The following is an 18,312-nucleotide window of genomic DNA, read 5'->3' on the forward strand; positions in this document are numbered from 1 at the left end:
CCGCCCCCGCCCCCTTGGGCGGCGGGGCCGCCCCCCGGGGGCGGAACGGGCGGGCAAGGGGGCGGCCCCCGGCGGAGCCGCACGCACCCCGCCCCCCGGCAGAGCCGCACCCCGAGCCCCGCCCCCCCGGCGGAGCCGAACCCCCACCCGCACCCACCCGGGAGCCCCCGTGCCCGAAGGCCACACCATCCACCGCCTCGCGGAGGACCACCTGGCCCGCTTCGCCGGCACGAACCCCCACCCCACCAGCCCCCAGGGCCGCTTCGCCGACTCCGCCGCCCTCCTGACCGGCAGACTCATGGAGACCGCCGAGGCCCACGGCAAGCACCTCTTCCTCGGCTTCGAGGGCAACACCTGGATCCACATCCACCTCGGCCTCTTCGGCAAGTACGCCCTCGGCGACGCCCCCGCCCCGCCCGCCACGGACACCGTCCGCCTGCGCCTGCGGAACAGCACCTCGTACGCCGACCTCCGCGGCCCCACCACCTGCGCCCTGGTCACGGACGCCGAGAAGCGGGCGATCCACGACCGGCTCGGCCCCGACCCCCTGCGGGCGGACGCGGACCCGGACCGTGCGGGCCGCCGCATCAGGGCCTCCCGTACGACGATCGCCGCCCTGCTGATGGACCAGAAGGTCGTCGCCGGGGTCGGCAACGTCTACCGCGCCGAAGTGCTCTTCCGGCACGGCATCGACCCGTACACCCCCGGAAAGTCCCTCACGGCCGCCCAGTGGCAGGCCCTGTGGGACGACCTGGCCGTCCTGATGCGCGAAGGCGTGCGCAACAACCGCATCGACACCGTCCGCCCCGAGCACACCCCGGAGGCGATGGGCCGCCCGCCGCGCGTCGACGACCACGGCGGCGAGGTGTACGTCTACCGCCGGGCGGGGATGCCCTGCCACCTGTGCGGCAGCGAGATCCGCACCGCCGACCTCGCCGCCCGCAACCTCTTCTGGTGCCCGGCCTGCCAGAAACCCTGACGCACCGGGCGCCCCGCCCCACCGCAGCCCCGACGCCCCGCGCCCCCGCGGCTCCTCTCGGAACGCTCAGAACTCGTGCGCCAGCCACGGCGCCACGTCCGAGCCGAACGCCACCGTCGCCTCCGCCAGGGCCCCCTCGCGCGACTCCCGCACCCGGCCCGCCGCCGCCAGTTCCGCCAGGGACACCCCGCCGAGATAGGCCGCGCCCAGCTCCCGTACGGACAGGGCGAGGTCCGCGGGGTCCGCGGTCCGCACGCACACCGCGCCCTTCGCGTCGCCGGTCAGCCGCCAGCGCCCCTCGTTCCACGGGCAGAACGCGTCGCTCACCTCGAACACCACGTCCACCGGCGCCCGGTAGGTCCGTGCCTCCAGGGCCGCCCCCACGTCGACCAGCCGCACGTGCATCGAGTCGCGCAGCCGCACCGCGCTGCGCCGGGTGTCGGACACCAGGTGCAGCCACGCGTCGTCGGCGGGCCGGTTCAGGGTGACCAGCTTCGACGTGAGGTCGATGTCGAACAGGAACCGCCACAGCACCGCGTACGCCTGCGGGGCGAGCGGACCGGCCGCCTCCAGGTCCGCGAGCAGCACCGCCCCGTCGGCCCCCGCCGGACCCCACTGCGGCCTCACCCGGAACCGGGCGAAGCCCAGCGCCCGGCCGTCGGCGTCCTCGGCCAGCACGCACTGGAGGGGAGAGGCGCCCTCCCGGCCCCGCTCCGGGTCCAGCACCGGCACCCGGTCCCAGCCCGGCTGCCGCGCCAGCATGCCGGGACGGACGGGTACCGCCCGCGCGTAGATCTCCTCGCACGTGCGCAGGACGGCCTCGTCGGTCACCGGCACGTACCGCAGTCGTATGCCTTCGGTACCTGCCGGGACGTCGATCCGTACCCGCGCGGTGTCGATCTCGGCCCGCATCTCGAAGGTCGCCGCGCCGTACCCGAAGCGGCCGTAGATCATCGGCTCCGAAGCCGTCAGCACCGCGACCGCCTCGCCCCGCGCCCGTACGTCGTCCAGCTGCCGGCGCATCATCGACGTCAGGATCCCGCGCCGCCGGTGCGTGGCCGCCACACTGACCATGGTGACGCCCGCGACCGGCAGCGACGCGCCTCCCGGCACCGTCATCCGGAAGCTGAAGGCACCCGCGGTGCCCACGCAGCCGCCGTCCTCCCAGACCCCGAGCGACCGGTCGTACTCGGTCAGCTCACGCCACAGCGAGCGCTCCTCGGGCGACTCCTCGACCCCGCTGAACGCCCGCTCCAGCGTGGCGTACCAGGTGTCCCACTCGCCCTCGTCCAGCACCCGCAATTCCGTAGTCATATGCCATCCCTACCAGCGCCACGCCATGACAAGCCACTCATTTCGAACGCGATGTCAGAGGGGTCCCCCTGCGGAGCAGCCGGGTGGGTCGGTAGTGTCCAGACCAATGGGCCACGCAGTGGGAGACGACTCGTACCGGGCCCGGCTGCGCAAACGGGCGCACCGGGCCCGCAATGGGCTGCGCCGATCCGGCGTCGACTACTTCCGGGGGGACGGCTCGGACTGGCTGGCGCTGGCCGCCCTCCTGCTGACCGTTCCGGCCATCGCGCTCGGAACGATCCTGCTGCCGGTGTGGTGCGCGCCGTCCATGCTCGTGCTGCCGATCGTGGCGGGCGGGCTGCTGCTGCGCCCGGCCAGCCTGCTCGGTCTGTACGCGGCTGCGGCGACGGCCCTGATCGTCGAGTCCGTCGTCCTCGGCCCGTACACCCAGGGCCCGGCCAGAGTGACCCCGGGCACGGTCCTCACAGTCGCGGCGTGCGGCTTCTTCGGCCTGGTCATCGCCCAGTTCCGGGCCAGGGTCGGGGTGCCGTGGCGGCGCGGCGGCACGATGCTCTTCGACCTGCGCGAACGCATCCGGGTGCAGAGCGCGCTGCCGTCCCTGCCCAAGGGCTGGCACAGCGAGATGGCGCTTCGCCCGGCGGGCGGGCAGTCCTTCTCCGGCGACTTCGTGGTCGCTGCCAGGACCGGCGACGGCGGCCGGACCCTGGAGGTCGTCCTCACCGACGTCTCCGGCAAGGGCATGGACGCGGGCTCCCGCGCCCTGCTCCTCTCCGGCGCCTTCGGCGGTCTGCTCGGCTCGCTGCCCCCGCACCACTTCCTCCCCGCCGCCAACGGCTACCTGCTGCGCCAGGACTGGGACGAGGGCTTCGCGACCTCCATCCACCTGGTCCTCGACCTGGAGACCGGCGAGTACGAACTCCTCTCGGCCGGCCACCTGCCCGCCCTCCAGCTGCACGCGGGCAGTGGCCGCTGGGAGGAGAAGTCGGGCGAGGGCCCGCTGCTGGGCGTCTACGACGGGGCGGAGTTCGACCCCGCCAAGGGCGTGCTGGCCCCGGGCGACGTCCTGATGCTCTTCACGGACGGCCTCGTGGAGGCCCCTGGCCGCGACCTGAGCGAGGGCGTGGACCGCCTGACGGGCGAGGCGGACAAGTACGTGGCGGCGGGATTCGAGGGTGCGGCCTGGCACCTGATCGAGGCAGTGGCCAAGGACGTCAACGACGACCGGGCCCTCCTCCTGCTCTGCCGGGGCTGACCCCGGCGCCCCTCAAGGGACGCAGGGGACCGTGCGCGCGGCCCCGGCGAAAGTCCCGGCCGCGCACTCGGTCGGTCACGGTCGGGGTCCGACGGGGGCCCGCCGTCTACACCCCCACCCGTTCCCGCTCCGGCACGGCCGCGACCTCCTTGCGCCCCCCGGGCAGGATCCTGGCCAGCCATCCCGCCTTGCCCGCCGCCATCGGGCCCAGAACGGCCAGCAGCAGCACGTACCCGGCGATGAACGGCGACAGCCGCGCGTCCAGTCCGGCGCCCGCCGCCATCGTGGCGAGGATCAGCGCGAACTCGCCCCGCGCCAGCAGCGTCGTCGCGATGTTGGCCGCCGGCCGGGGCCCGAACCGGTAGATCCGCCCGGCCGTCATTCCCGCCAGCACGTTCATCACCAGCGTCAGCGCGACGGCGATCAGCACCGGACCCCACACCACCAGCAGGTCGCCGGGGTCGATCGACAGCCCGAACGCGAAGAAGAAGATCGCCCCGAACGCGTCCCGCAGCGGATGCACCAGCTTCATGATCCGCTCGCCGGACGACGTACTGCCGAGCATCAGGCCGACCATGAACGCCCCGATGGCGTCCGCGACCCCGAACCACTCGGAGACGCCCGCCACGAAGACGGCGGCACCGAGGAAGGAGATGACCAGGAGTTCGTTGTCCTTGGTGCCGATGAGACGGCCGATGACCCCGGTGCCGAACCGGGCGGCCAGCGCCAGCAGCAGCAGGAATCCGAAGGCCTTGCCGGCGTCGACGGCCGCCGCCGCCATGCTGTCCGCCCCGGACAGGATGGGCTGGAGCGCGGCCAGGTACAGCGCCAGGAAGATGTCCTCGACGACGATGATGCCGAGGATGGGCTTGGTCTCCGGGTTGCCGATCCGCCCCAGGTCGACCAGCACCTTGGTGACGATCGCCGAGGACGAGATGCCGAGCACACCGGCCAGTACCAGCGCCTCGGAGGTGCCCCAGCCGAGCGCCAGCCCGAAGCCCAGACCGGCACCGACGTTCAGCAGGAGGTAGGCGCCTCCGGCGAACGCCATCTTCCGGCCGCCCGCCTTGAGGTCGTCCAGGTGGAATTCCAGCCCGAGGTAGAAGAGCAGCAGGACCAGGCCCAGCGCGGAGAGCATCTCCAGGTCGTGGGGGTCCTTCAGAAGTACGAAACCAGGGGTGTGCGGGCCGAGCAGGATCCCGGCCAGGATGAACAGAGGGATGGTCGGCAGCCCGATCCTGCCGCCGAGCCGGGCTAGTACGGCGGCGGCGAGAAAGGCGCCGCCCATGGCTATGAGTGTGTCCGCGTGTCCGATGGGGCCGCTCCTCCTGCTTGGCAACGGTCAGGTCGATGGTCAAGGGCGCGTCAAGAAATCATCAGTAATTAGTTTACCGAACGATTTCCTTCGCAAGAAGCCCTCACCTTCGTGGACCCGCTCGGAGGTGGTGCCGGCCCTGCGGTCCTCATGGACCGGGCGGCCACAGGGGGCGGCCGGGCGCCCGACCCACGGGGAGCAGACATGACGAAGTGCGGTGCGCCGCGCGCACCCTTCCTCGATTCGCCGCCCGGTGGGACAGCCGTTCCCGGGATCAGAGGCAGCCGGGGTACGGGGGAGTGCTCAGCGCACCCCGGCCCCGGTGGGTGCGTCGCCGCGGGCGGCGGCCCCCTGCGGCAGCAGCTTGCCCGTGGCGGCCCCCGGACCCGAACCCGCCCCGGAACCGCCCCCGCCGCCCGGCGTTCTGCGGAACAGCCATGTCAGGTCGGGTTCCGCGACCCACTTCAGCACCCGCCGCACCGGCGGTGTGCACAGCACCGTGACCATGCCCACCGCGGCCACCGTCACCACGACCCGGCCGCCCGGACTGTCCAGGCCGAACCGCTCCACCCACCCTTCGTATCCAGCCAACTTGATCACGAAGCCGTGCAGCAGATATCCGCCGATCGTGCCCGCGCCCAGCACCGTGAACCACATCCGCCGCCGCGGCACCCACGCCAGGAAGCACGCGGTGAGCACCAGGGCCGCGCCGAACATCGCGTACGTCATCAACACCCCCACCCACCAGGGCTGTTCCATGTGCTGCGAGGAGTGATTGCGGTAGATCCAGTCGAGTTGGACGCGCGGCGCCACCCAGTACATGAACACCAGCGAGAAGGCGAACACACCGATCCCCGCCCACCGCACCGACCAGCGCTGCACCAGCCGGAAGTGCTCCGGGCGCAGCTTCAGCCCCAGCACGAAGAACGGCAGGAACTGGAGCACCCGCTGCGCCGACCACTGGCCGCTGATGTCCGGGGTGCCCGCCGCTGCCGCCGCGATGAGCAGCGAGATCTGCACCGGCCACCGGATCGCCAGGAACAGCGGGGTCAGCAGCCGCCACACGAACAGGGCCATCAGGAACCACATCAGGAACCGCGGCCACATCAGCTGGAGAGTGAGCGGCCCGTCCTCCATCACGGCGAAGAAGACCGCGTACGCCGTCTGGAAGACCACGTACGGCACGACCACGCTCGAAACGAGCCGCATCAGCTTGTGCGGGCGCATGTCGAAGGTCCGCGAGAAGTAGCCGGAGATCAGGATGAAGGCCGGCATGTGGAACACGTACACCAGCATGTACAGGGCCTCGGTCGCCCGGCTGCCGGAGAGCACCAGCGGCCAGGTGTGCCCGACCGCCACCAGCACGATCGCCAGGTACTTGGCGTTGTCGAAGTACGCGTCGCGTCCCGCGAGGTCACCGGCCGGGGCCTTGCGCGCCGCGCGGGCCTGCCGAAGGGGCCGGAGGGCCGGTACGGCCTCTTTCAGCGGAGGAAGAGGCGCGCTCTGGTGCTCACGGGGATCCTGAAGCATTTGAGGCACCCTAGTGGCGCCGTCCAGATACGTCACGCATTGGTCCGGACCACTTTTCGCCCGAACCGGGTGTGACCAGCGTGGCCAGTGATGTGATCCAGCCATCAACTGTCCGTCACCCGGCAGTCAGCAGTGGGGTGTTGGTGGCACGATGGTCCGGCGGGGGAAGCACTGGGCCGTGTATCCCCGGGCCGGCAAGGCGGACCGACCAAGGGTGTGATCAGTTGTGGCCATTTCACTGTCAGTGGTGCTGTTGTTGGCAGTCGTTCTGTTTGTGCTGATTCGAGGAAAGAGCTTGAAGGCGGGACCGGCGCTGGTCGCCGTGCTCTTCGGCTTCTTCCTCGCCTCCACCGGCATGGCGGACGACATCCAGCGCTTCCTCAACTCCATAGCCAGCACGCTCAACAACATCAGCTTCTGAGGCCCGGTGCGCACGAAAAAGCCTCCGGCCCGGCGAGCGAACTCGACCGGGCCGGAGGCCACAAGAGCGGGCGACGGGAATCGAACCCGCGTAGCTAGTTTGGAAGACTAGGGCTCTACCATTGAGCTACGCCCGCACACACACCTCTCGGTCGCCGCGGCGACCGGGGTACGGACAGCACTGTAGCGGGTCGGAGCGCATCGGCGCACACCCCGTTCCACGAGGTCGTAAAGCGGCCGACGCAGCGCCCGCGGGCATGTACCCTACGTGTCGCACCGACGGGGTGTGGCGCAGCTTGGTAGCGCGTCCGCTTTGGGAGCGGAAGGTCGTCGGTTCGAATCCGGCCACCCCGACCAGCAGAGATCAACTCGAACCTGCGCAGGTCCACCCACAAGATCGCGTTGTGGGTGCACGTCGGCTTGCCGTTACTATGCAAACTGCGTGCCCGTGTGTCTGATACCGGGCTCGATCAGCAGGACCGCCCCACTGAAGCGGTTCGGCAGAACCCCTGAAGTCAGCCACCAAGGAGACCGAACCGTGAAGAGCGCCGTGGAGACCCTGAACCCGACCCGGGTTCGGCTCAGCATTGAGGTGCCCTTCGAGGAGCTCAAGGACAGCCTCGACGCGGCGTACAAGAAGATCAACCAGCAGGTCACGGTGAAGGGCTTCCGCAAGGGCAAGATCCCGAACCGAGTCATCGACCAGCGGTTCGGCCGTGGCGCTGTGCTGGAGGAGGCCGTCAACGACGCCCTCCCGAAGTTCTACACCGAGGCCGTCAACGAGGGTGAGCTGAACCCGCTGGGTCAGCCCGAGGTGGACATCACGGAGCTGAAGGACGGCGAACTGCTGGCCTTCACCGCCGAGGTCGACATCCGCCCGACGATCGAGATCCCGGACTACTCCGGCATCGAGGTCGAGGTCGACGCCGTCACCGTCTCCGACGAGGACGTCGAGAAGGCCGTCGAGGACCTGCGTGGTCGCTTCGCCTCCACCAACCCCGTGGAGCGCGCCGCCGAGGACGGCGACGTCGTCACGATCGACCTTGAGGCGAAGGTCGACGGCGAGGTCCTGGAGGACGGCGTGGCCGAGGGTGTCTCGTACACCATCGGCTCCGGCGAGCTGCTCGAAGGCATCGACGACGCCGTCAAGGGCCTGGAGGCCGGTGGCGAGGCCACCTTCACCTCCCAGCTCAAGGGCGGCTCCGCCGAGGGCAAGGACGCGGAGGTCACCGTGAAGGTCACCGCCGTCGCCGCCCGCGAACTCCCCGAGCTGGACGACGACTTCGCCCAGATGGCGTCGGAGTTCGACACGCTGGAGGAGCTCAAGGCGGACAGCCGCAAGCGCCTTGAGAACATGAAGCAGTACGACCAGGCCACCCAGGCCCAGGAGCGCGTGCTCGACAAGCTCATCGAGCTCGTCGAGGTCCCGATCCCCGAGAAGCTGCTCGAGGACGAGGTCAAGACCCGCAAGCACAACCTGGAGCACCACCAGCTCGGTCAGATGGGCATCGACCTCGCGAAGTACCTGGAGATCCAGGGCAAGACCGAGGAAGAGTTCGACAAGGAGACCGCCGACCAGGCGATCAAGGGCATCAAGACCCAGTTCATCCTCGACGAGCTGGTCAACAAGGAGAAGCTGAACGTGAACCAGGAGGAGCTCACCGAGCACCTCATGCGTCGCGCGCAGTCCTCCGGCATGTCCCCCGACCAGTTCGCCCAGGCCGTCGTCGAGGGCGGCCAGGTGCCGATGCTCGTCGGCGAGGTCGCCCGCGGCAAGGCGCTCGCCGTCGTCGTCGAGGCCGCCACGGTCAAGGACACCAACGGTGAGCTCGTCGAGCTCGACGACGAGGACGACGCCGAGGGCTCCGAGGAGACCCCGGCCGAGGCCGCCGCGGAGACCGCCGAGGCCGAGGCCAAGTAAGGACCCGCCCTCCGGGGTCACCGCACCCGCACGACCCCGGAACGACGGCCCGCGCAGTCACCACGACGGGCCCGGACGCACTCGCTGCGTCCGGGCCCGTCGTCGTACCGCCGCTCCCGCCACGCGCGCGTGGCGCTGTTTTCGGCCACCCGTGCACGCGTGTCCTCCGGCGGCCGGGGCACACGCGCGCGTGCGTCCGGGCCGCCCGTACGTACACCTGAGCCCACCACCTTGCGCTCCGAGCGAACAGTTCGGGAAGCGGGATGGCGTTGTCCTACCTGCGCGTTAGGGTCCATGAGTAGGCGGGTTGGGTGGGATGCCCGACCCCCCGTACAAAGACGCTGAGACGGCCGGAGCCGTCAGAGACGAGCAGGTGGAATACGTGACGAATCTGATGCCCTACGCCGCCGGCGAGCCGTCCCTCGGTGGAGGCCTCGGCGACCAGGTCTACAGCCGACTTCTTGGCGAGCGCATCATCTTCCTCGGCCAGCAGGTCGACGACGACATCGCGAACAAGATCACGGCGCAGCTGCTCCTCCTGGCCGCCGAGCCGGAAAAGGACATCTACCTCTACATCAACAGCCCCGGCGGTTCGGTGACGGCGGGCATGGCGGTCTACGACACCATGCAGTACATCCCGAACGACGTGGTCACCATCGGTATGGGCATGGCGGCCTCCATGGGCCAGTTCCTGCTCACCGGCGGTACCCCGGGCAAGCGCTTCGCGCTCCCGAACACCGACATCCTGATGCACCAGGGCTCGGCCGGTATCGGCGGTACGGCCTCGGACATCAAGATCCAGGCCGAGTACCTGCTGCGCACCAAGACCCGCATGGCGGAGATCACCGCCAGGCACTCCGGTCAGACCGTCGAGACGATCATCCGCGACGGCGACCGCGACCGCTGGTACACGGCGGAGGAGGCCAAGGACTACGGCCTCATCGACGAGATCATCTCCGCTGCTTCGGGTGTTCCGGGCGGCGGCGGCACCGGGGCCTGAGCCCCGACTGCCACTGCTCCGCAACCCAGCCCCAAAGACGCCACCAGGATGGTGAACACCCACATGAGCAACTTCTCCGCCCCTGCCAACGGCCTCTACACCGGCCCGCAGGTGGACAACCGCTACATCGTGCCGCGCTTCGTCGAGCGCACCTCGCAGGGCGTGCGCGAGTACGACCCGTACGCGAAGCTCTTCGAGGAGCGCGTGATCTTCCTCGGCGTGCAGATCGACGACGCGTCCGCCAACGACGTCATGGCGCAGCTGCTGTGCCTGGAGTCGATGGACCCCGACCGTGACATCTCGATCTACATCAACTCGCCCGGCGGCTCCTTCACGGCGCTCACCGCGATCTACGACACGATGCAGTTCGTGAAGCCGGACATCCAGACGGTCTGCATGGGCCAGGCGGCCTCCGCCGCCGCAGTCCTGCTCGCCGCCGGCACGCCCGGCAAGCGCATGGCGCTTCCCAACGCCCGCGTGCTCATCCATCAGCCGTCCTCGCAGACCGGCCGGGAGCAGCTCTCCGACCTGGAGATCGCGGCCAAGGAGATCCTGCGGATGCGCACGCAGCTGGAGGACCTGCTCGCCAAGCACTCCACCACGCCCATCGAGAAGATCCGCGACGACATCGAGCGCGACAAGATCCTCACGGCCGAGGACGCCCTGGCGTACGGCCTGGTCGACCAGATCGTCTCGACGCGCAAGAGCACGGCGGCGGCCGCGGCCTGAGCCTCGTGGCGTGAAGTAACCGGTCCTGCCCACCCCTTGGCACGGCGCACGTCCTCGTGAACCGTGCCAAGGGGGGCCCGAACGGGGGGTCAGGCAAGGTACCGTCGAAGTTTGAGGCACCAGGAGTCGCTGCACCCGGCGGCTCCCAGGCGAAGGGGATTCACCTCGTGGCACGCATCGGTGACGGCGGAGACCTGCTCAAGTGCTCGTTCTGCGGAAAGAGCCAGAAGCAGGTGAAGAAGCTCATCGCAGGTCCCGGTGTGTACATCTGCGACGAGTGCATCGACCTCTGCAACGAGATCATCGAGGAGGAGCTCGCCGAGACCAGCGAGGTCCGCTGGGAGGAGCTCCCCAAGCCTCGTGAGATCTACGAGTTCCTGGAGGGGTACGTCGTCGGGCAGGAGCCCGCGAAGAAGGCCCTCTCGGTCGCGGTCTACAACCACTACAAGCGCGTCCAGGCCGGCGAGAACGGCGGCGGCGCGGCGGGCCGCGAGGACGCGATCGAACTCGCCAAGTCCAACATCCTGCTGCTCGGCCCGACCGGCTCCGGCAAGACGCTGCTCGCGCAGACCCTGGCCCGGATGCTGAACGTGCCCTTCGCCATCGCCGACGCCACCGCCCTCACCGAGGCCGGATACGTCGGCGAGGACGTCGAGAACATCCTCCTGAAGCTGATCCAGGCGGCCGACTACGACGTCAAGAAGGCCGAGACCGGCATCATCTACATCGACGAGATCGACAAGGTCGCCCGCAAGAGCGAGAACCCGTCGATCACCCGCGACGTCAGTGGTGAAGGCGTCCAGCAGGCCCTGCTGAAGATCCTCGAAGGCACCACCGCCTCGGTTCCGCCGCAGGGCGGGCGCAAGCACCCGCACCAGGAGTTCATCCAGATCGACACGACGAACGTGCTGTTCATCGTGGGCGGTGCCTTCTCCGGCCTGGAGAAGATCATCGAGTCGCGGGCGGGCGCCAAGGGCATCGGCTTCGGCGCGACGATCCGCTCCAAGCGCGAGATCCAGGCCAGCGACCAGTTCTCGGAGATCATGCCGGAGGACCTGGTGAAGTTCGGGATGATCCCCGAGTTCATCGGCCGCCTCCCCGTCATCACCTCCGTCCACAACCTGGACCGCGAAGCGCTCCTGAAGATCCTCGTCGAGCCGCGCAACGCACTGGTCAAGCAGTACCAGCGGCTCTTCGAACTCGACGGTGTCGAGCTGGACTTCGACCTCCCCGCCCTGGAGGCCATCGCCGACCAGGCGATCCTGCGCGGCACGGGCGCGCGCGGCCTGCGCGCCATCATGGAGGAGGTCCTCCAGTCGGTGATGTACGAGGTGCCGTCCCGCAAGGACGTGGCACGGGTCGTCATCACCGAGGAGGTCGTCCACTCCAACGTGAACCCGACCCTGGTGCCGCGCGAGCCGCGCATCATCGGCAAGAACGACGGGCGTCACGAGAAGTCGGCGTAACGTCCCTGCCTCCGCACACGACAGAGGGCCCGGCCGGTTTCACCAACCGGCCGGGCCCTCTGTCGTGTGCGCCTGCTTCGCGAGGCGAACGCCTGCTTCGCGAGGCGCGGGCGTCTACTTCGGGACGCGGATATCGGTGCGGAGCTTGGCGAGCAGCTCAGCCGTCTCCTCCATCGACAGCGGCTTCTGCGACGCGCTGGCGCTGCCTGCGGCGAGGGTGGAGTAGTCCGCCCAGGCGCAGATGTAGCCCTCTTCCATCTTCTTGGTGGTCTTGTTCGGCCCCTGGAGCTTCTGGCACTTCATGTAGGCGTTGTCCAGGCTCGCGGGCGACACGTCCTGCGGAGTGCCGATCAGCTGGCCCTTGTCCGGCTTCCCCGCGTCCTTCTGGGCTGCCAGCCGCATCGACTCGAAGTAGGACTTCAGCGCCTTCTCCGGGTCCTTGATCGTGCCGAAGGCCCCGCTGAAGTTGACGCCCTTGGAGGTCTTCAGGCCCTCCAGCGACGTCGGGTCGGTGGGGACGATCTTCGAGGTGTCGAACGTGTTGTAGGTGGCGCCCGTCATCTCGAAGTCGGTGACCCCGGCCGTCTCCATGGCCTTCTTCGTCTCCTCGTCGCCCTTCGACACGGGGATCTGCTTGGGCCTCTTGTAGTCGCCCAGCACGACGTCCTTGGCCTCCAGCTTGTGCGGGCCGTCGTCCTTGATGCCGCTGAAGAACAGGAAGTAGGCGCCCGCGCCCGCCGCGGCCACCACCACCGCGAGACCCACGATCAGGCCGGTCTTCTTCTTTTTCGGGGGCTCGCCGCCGCCCGGGTACGGCTGCTGGCCGTAGGGGCCCTGCGGCGGCTGCTGGCCGTAGGGGGGCTGCTGCCCGTAGGGAGGCTGCTGGCCGTACTGCGGCTGCTGGGGCTGCCCGTACGGCGGCTGCTGGGCCTGCTGCGGGTATCCGTAGCCCGGCTGGGCGGGCGGTGCCTGCTGGGGGTAACCGTAACCAGGCTGGCCCTGCGGGGGCTGCTGGCCGTAGGGACCCGGCTGCCCGCCGTACGGGTTCGGCTGCTGCGGCTGCTGGCCGCCGTACGGGCCCGGCTGGTTGTAGCTCATGAAACGGGTTTCCCCTCCAGATGCCTATGCGTCGCGCAACATCCTCACCGACGCCTGTGACAAGTGGGCTGCCGGGGGCCGCACTGTTACCAAAGAAACGCGTTTCGGAGCGGTACCCGCGGGCCCTTAAACTGGCCGCGTGACCGAGAACTCTCAGACTCCGCAGCCCGCCGCCACCGACGCATTGCCGACGACCTACACGCCGGCCGCCGTAGAGGGGCCGCTGTACGAGCGCTGGGTAGAACGCGGTTACTTCACGGCCGACGCCAAGAGCGAGAAGCCGGCGTACACCGTCGTCATCCCGCCGCCGAACGTCACCGGCTCCCTCCACCTGGGCCACGCCTTCGAGCACACGCTGATCGACGCCCTCACCCGCCGCAAGCGCATGCAGGGCTTCGAGACGCTGTGGCAGCCCGGCATGGACCACGCCGGCATCGCCACCCAGAACGTCGTCGAGCGCGAGCTCGCCAAGGACGGCAAGTCCCGCCACGACCTGGGCCGCGAGGCGTTCGTCGAGCGCGTCTGGCAGTGGAAGGAAGAGTCCGGCGGCCAGATCTCCGGCCAGATGCGCCGCCTCGGCGACGGCGTCGCCTGGGACCGCGAGCGCTTCACCATGGACGAGGGCCTGTCCGTCGCCGTCCAGACCATCTTCAAGAAGATGTACGACGACGGCCTGATCTACCGCGCCGAGCGCATCATCAACTGGTGCCCGCGCTGTCTGACGGCCATCTCCGACATCGAGGTCGACTACCAGGACGACGACGGCGAGCTCGTCTCCATGACGTACGGCGAGGGCGAGGACACCATCGTCGTCGCCACCACCCGCGCCGAGACGATGCTCGGCGACACCGCCGTCGCCGTCCACCCCGACGACGAGCGCTACGCCCGCCTCATCGGCAAGCAGATCAAGCTGCCGCTGACCAACCGCAGCATCCCCGTCGTCGCCGACACCCACGTCGACCCGGAGTTCGGCACGGGCGCCGTCAAGGTCACCCCGGCCCACGACCCGAACGACTTCGCCATCGGCCAGCGCCACGACCTGGAGACCATCCAGGTCCTCGACGAGCGCGGCATCATCCTCACCCCCGGCCCCTTCCAGGGCCTGGACCGCTTCGAGGCCCGCTCGGCCATCGTCGCCGCCCTGCGCGCCGAGGGCCGGATCGTCGCCGAGAAGCGCCCCTACGTCCACTCCGTCGGCCACTGCTCCCGCTGCAAGACGACGCTGGAGCCGCGTCTGTCGATGCAGTGGTGGGTCAAGGTCGAGACGCTCGCCAAGGCCGCCGGTGACGCCGTCCGCGACGGCCGCGTCAACATCCACCCCGCCGAGCTCACCCCGCGCTACTTCGACTGGGTCGACAACCTCAACGACTGGTGCATCTCGCGCCAGCTGTGGTGGGGCCACCGCATCCCCGTCTGGCACGGCCCCAACGGCGAGATGGTCTGCGTCGGTCCCCACGACGAGGCACCCACCGGCGAGGGCTGGCACCAGGACACCGACGTCCTCGACACCTGGTTCTCCTCCGGACTGTGGCCCTTCTCGACCATGGGCTGGCCGGAGCAGACCGAGTCGCTGGAGAAGTTCTATCCGAACTCCGTCCTGGTCACCGGCTACGACCTGATGTTCTTCTGGGTCGCCCGGATGATGATGTTCGGCCTGTACGCCATGGGCGACGTCCCGTTCCGCACCATCGCCTTCCACGGCATGGTCCGCGACGAGACCGGCAAGAAGATGTCGAAGTCCAAGGGCAACGTCGTCAACCCGCTCGACTGGATGGACAAGTACGGCTCCGACGCCGTCCGCTTCACCCTCGCCCGCGGCGCCAACCCCGGCGTCGACGTCCCGATCGGCGAGGACTGGGTCCAGGGCTCCCGCAACTTCGCCAACAAGATCTGGAACGCGACCCGCTTCGCCCTGATGAACGGCGCGACCGTCGAGGGCGAGCTGCCGGCCCCCGAGCGGATGACGGCCACCGACCGCTGGATCCTCTCCCGGCTCAACACGGTCGTCGCCCAGGTCGACGCGCTCTACGACGACTACCAGTTCGCCAAGGTCTCCGACGCCCTCTTCCACTTCGCGTGGGACGAGGTCTTCGACTGGTACGTCGAGCTGTCCAAGACGACGTTCTTCGCCGAGGGCAAGCAGGCCAAGGTCTCCGCCCGCGTCCTGGGCGAGGTCCTGGACGTCACGCTGCGGCTGCTGCACCCGATCGTCCCATTCGTCACCGAGACCCTGTGGACCGCCCTCACGGGCAACGAGTCGGTCGTCGTCGCCGACTGGCCGGTCGACTCCGGCTTCCGGGACACCGACGCCGAGCAGGAGATCGAGCTCGTCCAGCAGGTCGTCACCGAGGTCCGCCGGTTCCGCTCCGACCAGGGCCTGCAGCCCGGCCAGAAGGTCCCGGCCCGCCTGGACCTGGCCGGTACCGCGCTCGCCCCGCACGAGGCGGCCATCCGTCAGCTGCTGCGCCTGCAGCCCGCCGAGGACGGCTTCCACGCGACGGCCTCGCTGCCGGTCGCGGGCGCCAAGGTCGAACTCGACCTCTCCGGCACGATCGACGTCGAGGCCGAGCGCAAGCGGCTCACCAAGGACCTGGAGGCCGCCAAGAAGGAGGTCGTCCAGGCCAACGCCAAGCTGGGCAACGAGGCGTTCCTCGCCAAGGCGCCGGACAACGTCGTGGACAAGATCCGCGGCCGGCTGAGCAAGGCCGAGGCGGACATCGCCCGGATCTCCGCGCAGATCGAGGCACTGCCCGCCGCCAAGTAGCCACCCGGCGGCCCGCCCCGCGGGACGGGCCGCAGGCACCCGCAGGACCCCTGGAGGGCCCCGCACCGGAAGCACGGTGCGGGGCCCTCGTCCGTACCCCGGCGAGCCGCCCGGTGCGTGCCGCATATCACTCGTAACGGGACGGAAGTCCGCCGAACCAGGGCGAAGGGCCCTGCATTATGGAGCGTATGCACGACATGCCCACCGCCTCGCCGGTATCCCGGGCCTGGGCGGCGGGCCGGCGCTGGCTGGACGGCCGCACGGTCCACCGGCACACCCTGGACCTGCTGGTACCGCTCATCTGCTTCGGGCTGATGCTGCTCGACGTGCCCGGCGTCGCCGAGGCCAACGAATCGCTCAACCGGTTCTCCGCCACCGCGGTCCTCGCCGTCGGCGCCGGATCGCTGCTGCTGCGCCGCCGCTTCCCCTGGATCCCGTACGTCGTCGCGCTCGCCCTGCTCGGCTGGCTGCACGAGCTGACGCTGATGCAGTTCGCGCTGTACAAGATCGGCCGCTACCGGGGCCGGGCCGCCGCGACCATGGCGACGCTCGGGTACGTGGTCTTCGCCTACGCGCTCTACCTGCACGAGCGGTGGCCGGAGAAACAGGCCGACACGCTCCTGGAGTTCCTGAGCCTCGTCGTGCCCATCGGAGTGCTCGCCGCGGGCGTGGGCGTCGCCGCGAACAGACAGGACCTGGTACGGGAGCTGGAGGTCCAGAAAGGGCGCGCGGCGGCCCTCCACGCCGTACAGCAGGAACGTTTGTCCGTCGCCAGGGACGTGCACGACTTCGTCGGACGCGAGCTGACCCTGCTCGCGGTGCGCGCCGAGGTACTGGCGGTACGCGCGCGGGGCGAGGCCCACCAGAAGGACTTCGACGAACTCTCCGACACCGCCCGCAAGGCGCACCGCATCCTCAACGAGATCATCGTGCAGCGCGCCAGGGAGGAGAACGCCACCCCCGGCATCGCCGCCCTCGCGGAGCTGGCCACCGAGGGGGAGCGGGCCGGGAGCCCGGTGGTGCTCGACATCGACCCACGGGCCGCCGCGCTCTCCCCGCTGCGGCAGGCGGCCGTCTACCGGGTCGTGCAGGAGTGCCTGACCAACGCCGTCAAGCACGCGCCGGGCGAGGCCGTACGGGTACGGATCGAACTCGACGAGGTGTACCTGCGCATCGAGGTCACCAACGGCCTGCCGCGCTCGCTGCCCACCAAGGAGCCGGTCTCCGCGGGAACCGGCACCTTCTCGATGGGGGAGCGGATCCTGTCCATGGGCGGAACCCTGGAGGCCGGCCGCCGCGACGGGGAGTACCGGGTGAGCGCGGTGCTCCCCGCCGGGGTCTGAGCGGCCCGCGGCCCTGCGCCCTGCCTCGGGCCCGAGCCCGTCCACGGCCCGCCGGGCCCGTCCGCCTCCCGCCGGGGGCCTCGCTAGGGCCGCCGCTCAGCTCGCCGCGAGCAGTTTGTCGAGGTTGTCGAAATCCTCGACGCACTTGCCGGAACCCAGCGCCACGCAGTCCAGCGGGTTGTCCGCGACATGAACCGGAATGCCGGTCGCCGCCGAGATCCGCAGATCGAGCCCCGGCAGCAGCGCGCCCCCGCCGGTCAGCACCACCCCGTGCTCCATCACGTCGCCGGACAGCTCCGGCGGGCACTCCTCCAGGGTCGCCCGCACCGCCGCGATGATCGCCTCCACCGGCTCGTCCAGCGCGGCCCGCACCTCGCCCACCGACAGCGCCAGCGTCATCGGCAGCCCGCCGACCTTCTGCCGCCCGCGGACCGTGAAGGACTGCTCCTCCAGCTCGGGCCGCTCCGGCACCGGCCACGCCGAGCCGATCGCGATCTTGATGTCCTCGGCGGTCCGCTCGCCGATGAGCAGCTGGTGCTCCTTGCGCACGTAGTCGGTGATCGCGGCGTCCATCCGGTCGCCGCCGACCCGCAGCGACTGCGCGGTCACGATGCCGCCCAGCGAGATCACCGCGACCTCCGTCGTACCGCCGCCGATGTCCACCACCATCGAGCCGCGCGCCGAGGACACCGGCAGGCCGGCCCCGATCGCCGCCGCCATGGGCTCCTCGATGAGGTGCACCGCCCGCGCGCCCGCCCGGTCCGCGGCGTGCACGATGGCCCGGCGCTCCACCGGCGTCACCCCGCTCGGCACGCACACCACCATGCGGGTGCGCGGCCGGCGGCCCCGCACGGCCTTGCGGACGAAGTGCCGGATCATCTCCTCGGCCGCCTCGTAGTCGCTGATCACACCGTCCTTCAGCGGGCGGATCGCGGTGATCGAGCCGGGTGTGCGGCCGATCGTCTCCTTGGCCTCGGTGCCGACGGCGAGCGCCGTACCGGAACCGGCCTTCACGGCGACCACCGAGGGCTCGTTGAGGACGATGCCGTGGCCCCGTGCGTACACCAGGGTGTTCGCCGTGCCCAGGTCGATGCCTATGTCACGGCTGTCCCGGCCGCCGCGGCTGCGCGCGGGGGCCTGCGTGGTCTCGTCGCTCACTCGAAATCCTCCCGAATCGTGAT

At 70.1% G+C, this 18,312-nt stretch carries 14 protein-coding genes and 2 tRNA genes; 10 read left to right on the forward strand and 6 right to left on the reverse strand.

Annotated elements, in window-relative coordinates; all coding sequences use genetic code 11:
- The first annotated feature begins 169 nt into the window (after window positions 1–169).
- Window positions 170–979 carry an Fpg/Nei family DNA glycosylase gene (locus ACFYVL_RS39595; RefSeq protein WP_389254007.1) on the forward strand — a complete coding sequence of 270 codons (810 nt, stop codon included), beginning with the start codon at window positions 170–172 and terminating at the stop codon, window positions 977–979.
- 66 nt (window positions 980–1,045) lie between these two features.
- On the opposite strand, the gene ACFYVL_RS39600 is transcribed toward ACFYVL_RS39595, so the two are convergent.
- Window positions 1,046–2,293, reverse strand: a complete 1,248-nt coding sequence (locus ACFYVL_RS39600; RefSeq protein WP_389254009.1) for a GNAT family N-acetyltransferase — start codon at window positions 2,291–2,293, stop codon at window positions 1,046–1,048.
- A gap of 106 nt (window positions 2,294–2,399) precedes the next feature.
- Here ACFYVL_RS39600 and ACFYVL_RS39605 point away from each other — a divergent pair, with 106 nt between their 5' ends.
- Complete coding sequence (locus tag ACFYVL_RS39605) at window positions 2,400–3,545, forward strand: PP2C family protein-serine/threonine phosphatase (RefSeq protein WP_389254011.1); 1,146 nt, start codon at window positions 2,400–2,402, stop codon at window positions 3,543–3,545.
- A 106-nt stretch (window positions 3,546–3,651) separates the two neighbouring features.
- Here the strand turns inward: ACFYVL_RS39605 and ACFYVL_RS39610 are convergent, their stop codons facing one another.
- Both ACFYVL_RS39610 and ACFYVL_RS39615 read right to left on the reverse strand, forming a co-directional pair.
- Window positions 3,652–4,833 carry a cation:proton antiporter gene (locus ACFYVL_RS39610; protein ID WP_389254013.1) on the reverse strand — a complete coding sequence of 394 codons (1,182 nt, stop codon included), beginning with the start codon at window positions 4,831–4,833 and terminating at the stop codon, window positions 3,652–3,654.
- Window positions 4,834–5,163: 330 nt separating this feature from the next.
- Window positions 5,164–6,390 (reverse strand): acyltransferase family protein, encoded by a 1,227-nt coding sequence (locus ACFYVL_RS39615; protein ID WP_389254015.1) that lies wholly within the window; start codon window positions 6,388–6,390, stop codon window positions 5,164–5,166.
- A gap of 226 nt (window positions 6,391–6,616) precedes the next feature.
- Here ACFYVL_RS39615 and ACFYVL_RS39620 point away from each other — a divergent pair, with 226 nt between their 5' ends.
- A complete protein-coding gene (locus ACFYVL_RS39620) occupies window positions 6,617–6,811 on the forward strand; it encodes a hypothetical protein (protein ID WP_389254017.1) in 195 nt (64 codons plus the stop codon).
- A gap of 65 nt (window positions 6,812–6,876) precedes the next feature.
- Here ACFYVL_RS39620 and ACFYVL_RS39625 read toward each other — a convergent pair.
- Window positions 6,877–6,947: transfer RNA gene (locus ACFYVL_RS39625), tRNA-Gly, on the reverse strand.
- Between the two features lie 143 nt (window positions 6,948–7,090).
- Here ACFYVL_RS39625 and ACFYVL_RS39630 point away from each other — a divergent pair.
- The 5 genes from ACFYVL_RS39630 (at window position 7,091) to clpX (ending at window position 11,926) form a co-directional block, all read left to right on the forward strand.
- Window positions 7,091–7,167, forward strand: a tRNA-Pro gene (locus ACFYVL_RS39630).
- 181 nt (window positions 7,168–7,348) lie between these two features.
- A complete protein-coding gene (tig, locus tag ACFYVL_RS39635) occupies window positions 7,349–8,731 on the forward strand; it encodes a trigger factor (RefSeq protein WP_389254019.1) in 1,383 nt (460 codons plus the stop codon).
- Between the two features lie 382 nt (window positions 8,732–9,113).
- A complete protein-coding gene (locus ACFYVL_RS39640) occupies window positions 9,114–9,731 on the forward strand; it encodes an ATP-dependent Clp protease proteolytic subunit (protein ID WP_389254021.1) in 618 nt (205 codons plus the stop codon).
- Between the two features lie 48 nt (window positions 9,732–9,779).
- A complete protein-coding gene (locus tag ACFYVL_RS39645; protein ID WP_389254023.1) occupies window positions 9,780–10,460 on the forward strand; it encodes an ATP-dependent Clp protease proteolytic subunit in 681 nt (226 codons plus the stop codon).
- A gap of 167 nt (window positions 10,461–10,627) precedes the next feature.
- Window positions 10,628–11,926 carry an ATP-dependent Clp protease ATP-binding subunit ClpX gene (gene clpX, locus ACFYVL_RS39650; protein ID WP_389254026.1) on the forward strand — a complete coding sequence of 433 codons (1,299 nt, stop codon included), beginning with the start codon at window positions 10,628–10,630 and terminating at the stop codon, window positions 11,924–11,926.
- Window positions 11,927–12,040: 114 nt separating this feature from the next.
- On the opposite strand, the gene ACFYVL_RS39655 is transcribed toward clpX, so the two are convergent.
- Window positions 12,041–13,024, reverse strand: coding sequence for a hypothetical protein (locus ACFYVL_RS39655; protein ID WP_389254028.1), 984 nt, complete (start codon window positions 13,022–13,024; stop codon window positions 12,041–12,043).
- Between the two features lie 139 nt (window positions 13,025–13,163).
- On the opposite strand from ACFYVL_RS39655, the gene ACFYVL_RS39660 reads away from it, so the two are divergent.
- Window positions 13,164–15,788, forward strand: a complete 2,625-nt coding sequence (locus tag ACFYVL_RS39660) for a valine--tRNA ligase (RefSeq protein ID WP_389254030.1) — start codon at window positions 13,164–13,166, stop codon at window positions 15,786–15,788.
- 188 nt (window positions 15,789–15,976) lie between these two features.
- Window positions 15,977–17,131 carry a sensor histidine kinase gene (locus tag ACFYVL_RS39665; RefSeq protein ID WP_389254032.1) on the forward strand — a complete coding sequence of 385 codons (1,155 nt, stop codon included), beginning with the start codon at window positions 15,977–15,979 and terminating at the stop codon, window positions 17,129–17,131.
- Window positions 17,132–17,227: 96 nt separating this feature from the next.
- Here ACFYVL_RS39665 and ACFYVL_RS39670 read toward each other — a convergent pair whose 3' ends face one another.
- A complete protein-coding gene (locus tag ACFYVL_RS39670; protein WP_389254034.1) occupies window positions 17,228–18,289 on the reverse strand; it encodes a rod shape-determining protein in 1,062 nt (353 codons plus the stop codon).
- Window positions 18,290–18,312 lie beyond the last annotated feature (23 nt).

It is taken from the genome of Streptomyces sp. NPDC004111, from assembly GCF_042874215.1.
GTDB lineage: Bacteria > Actinomycetota > Actinomycetes > Streptomycetales > Streptomycetaceae > Streptomyces.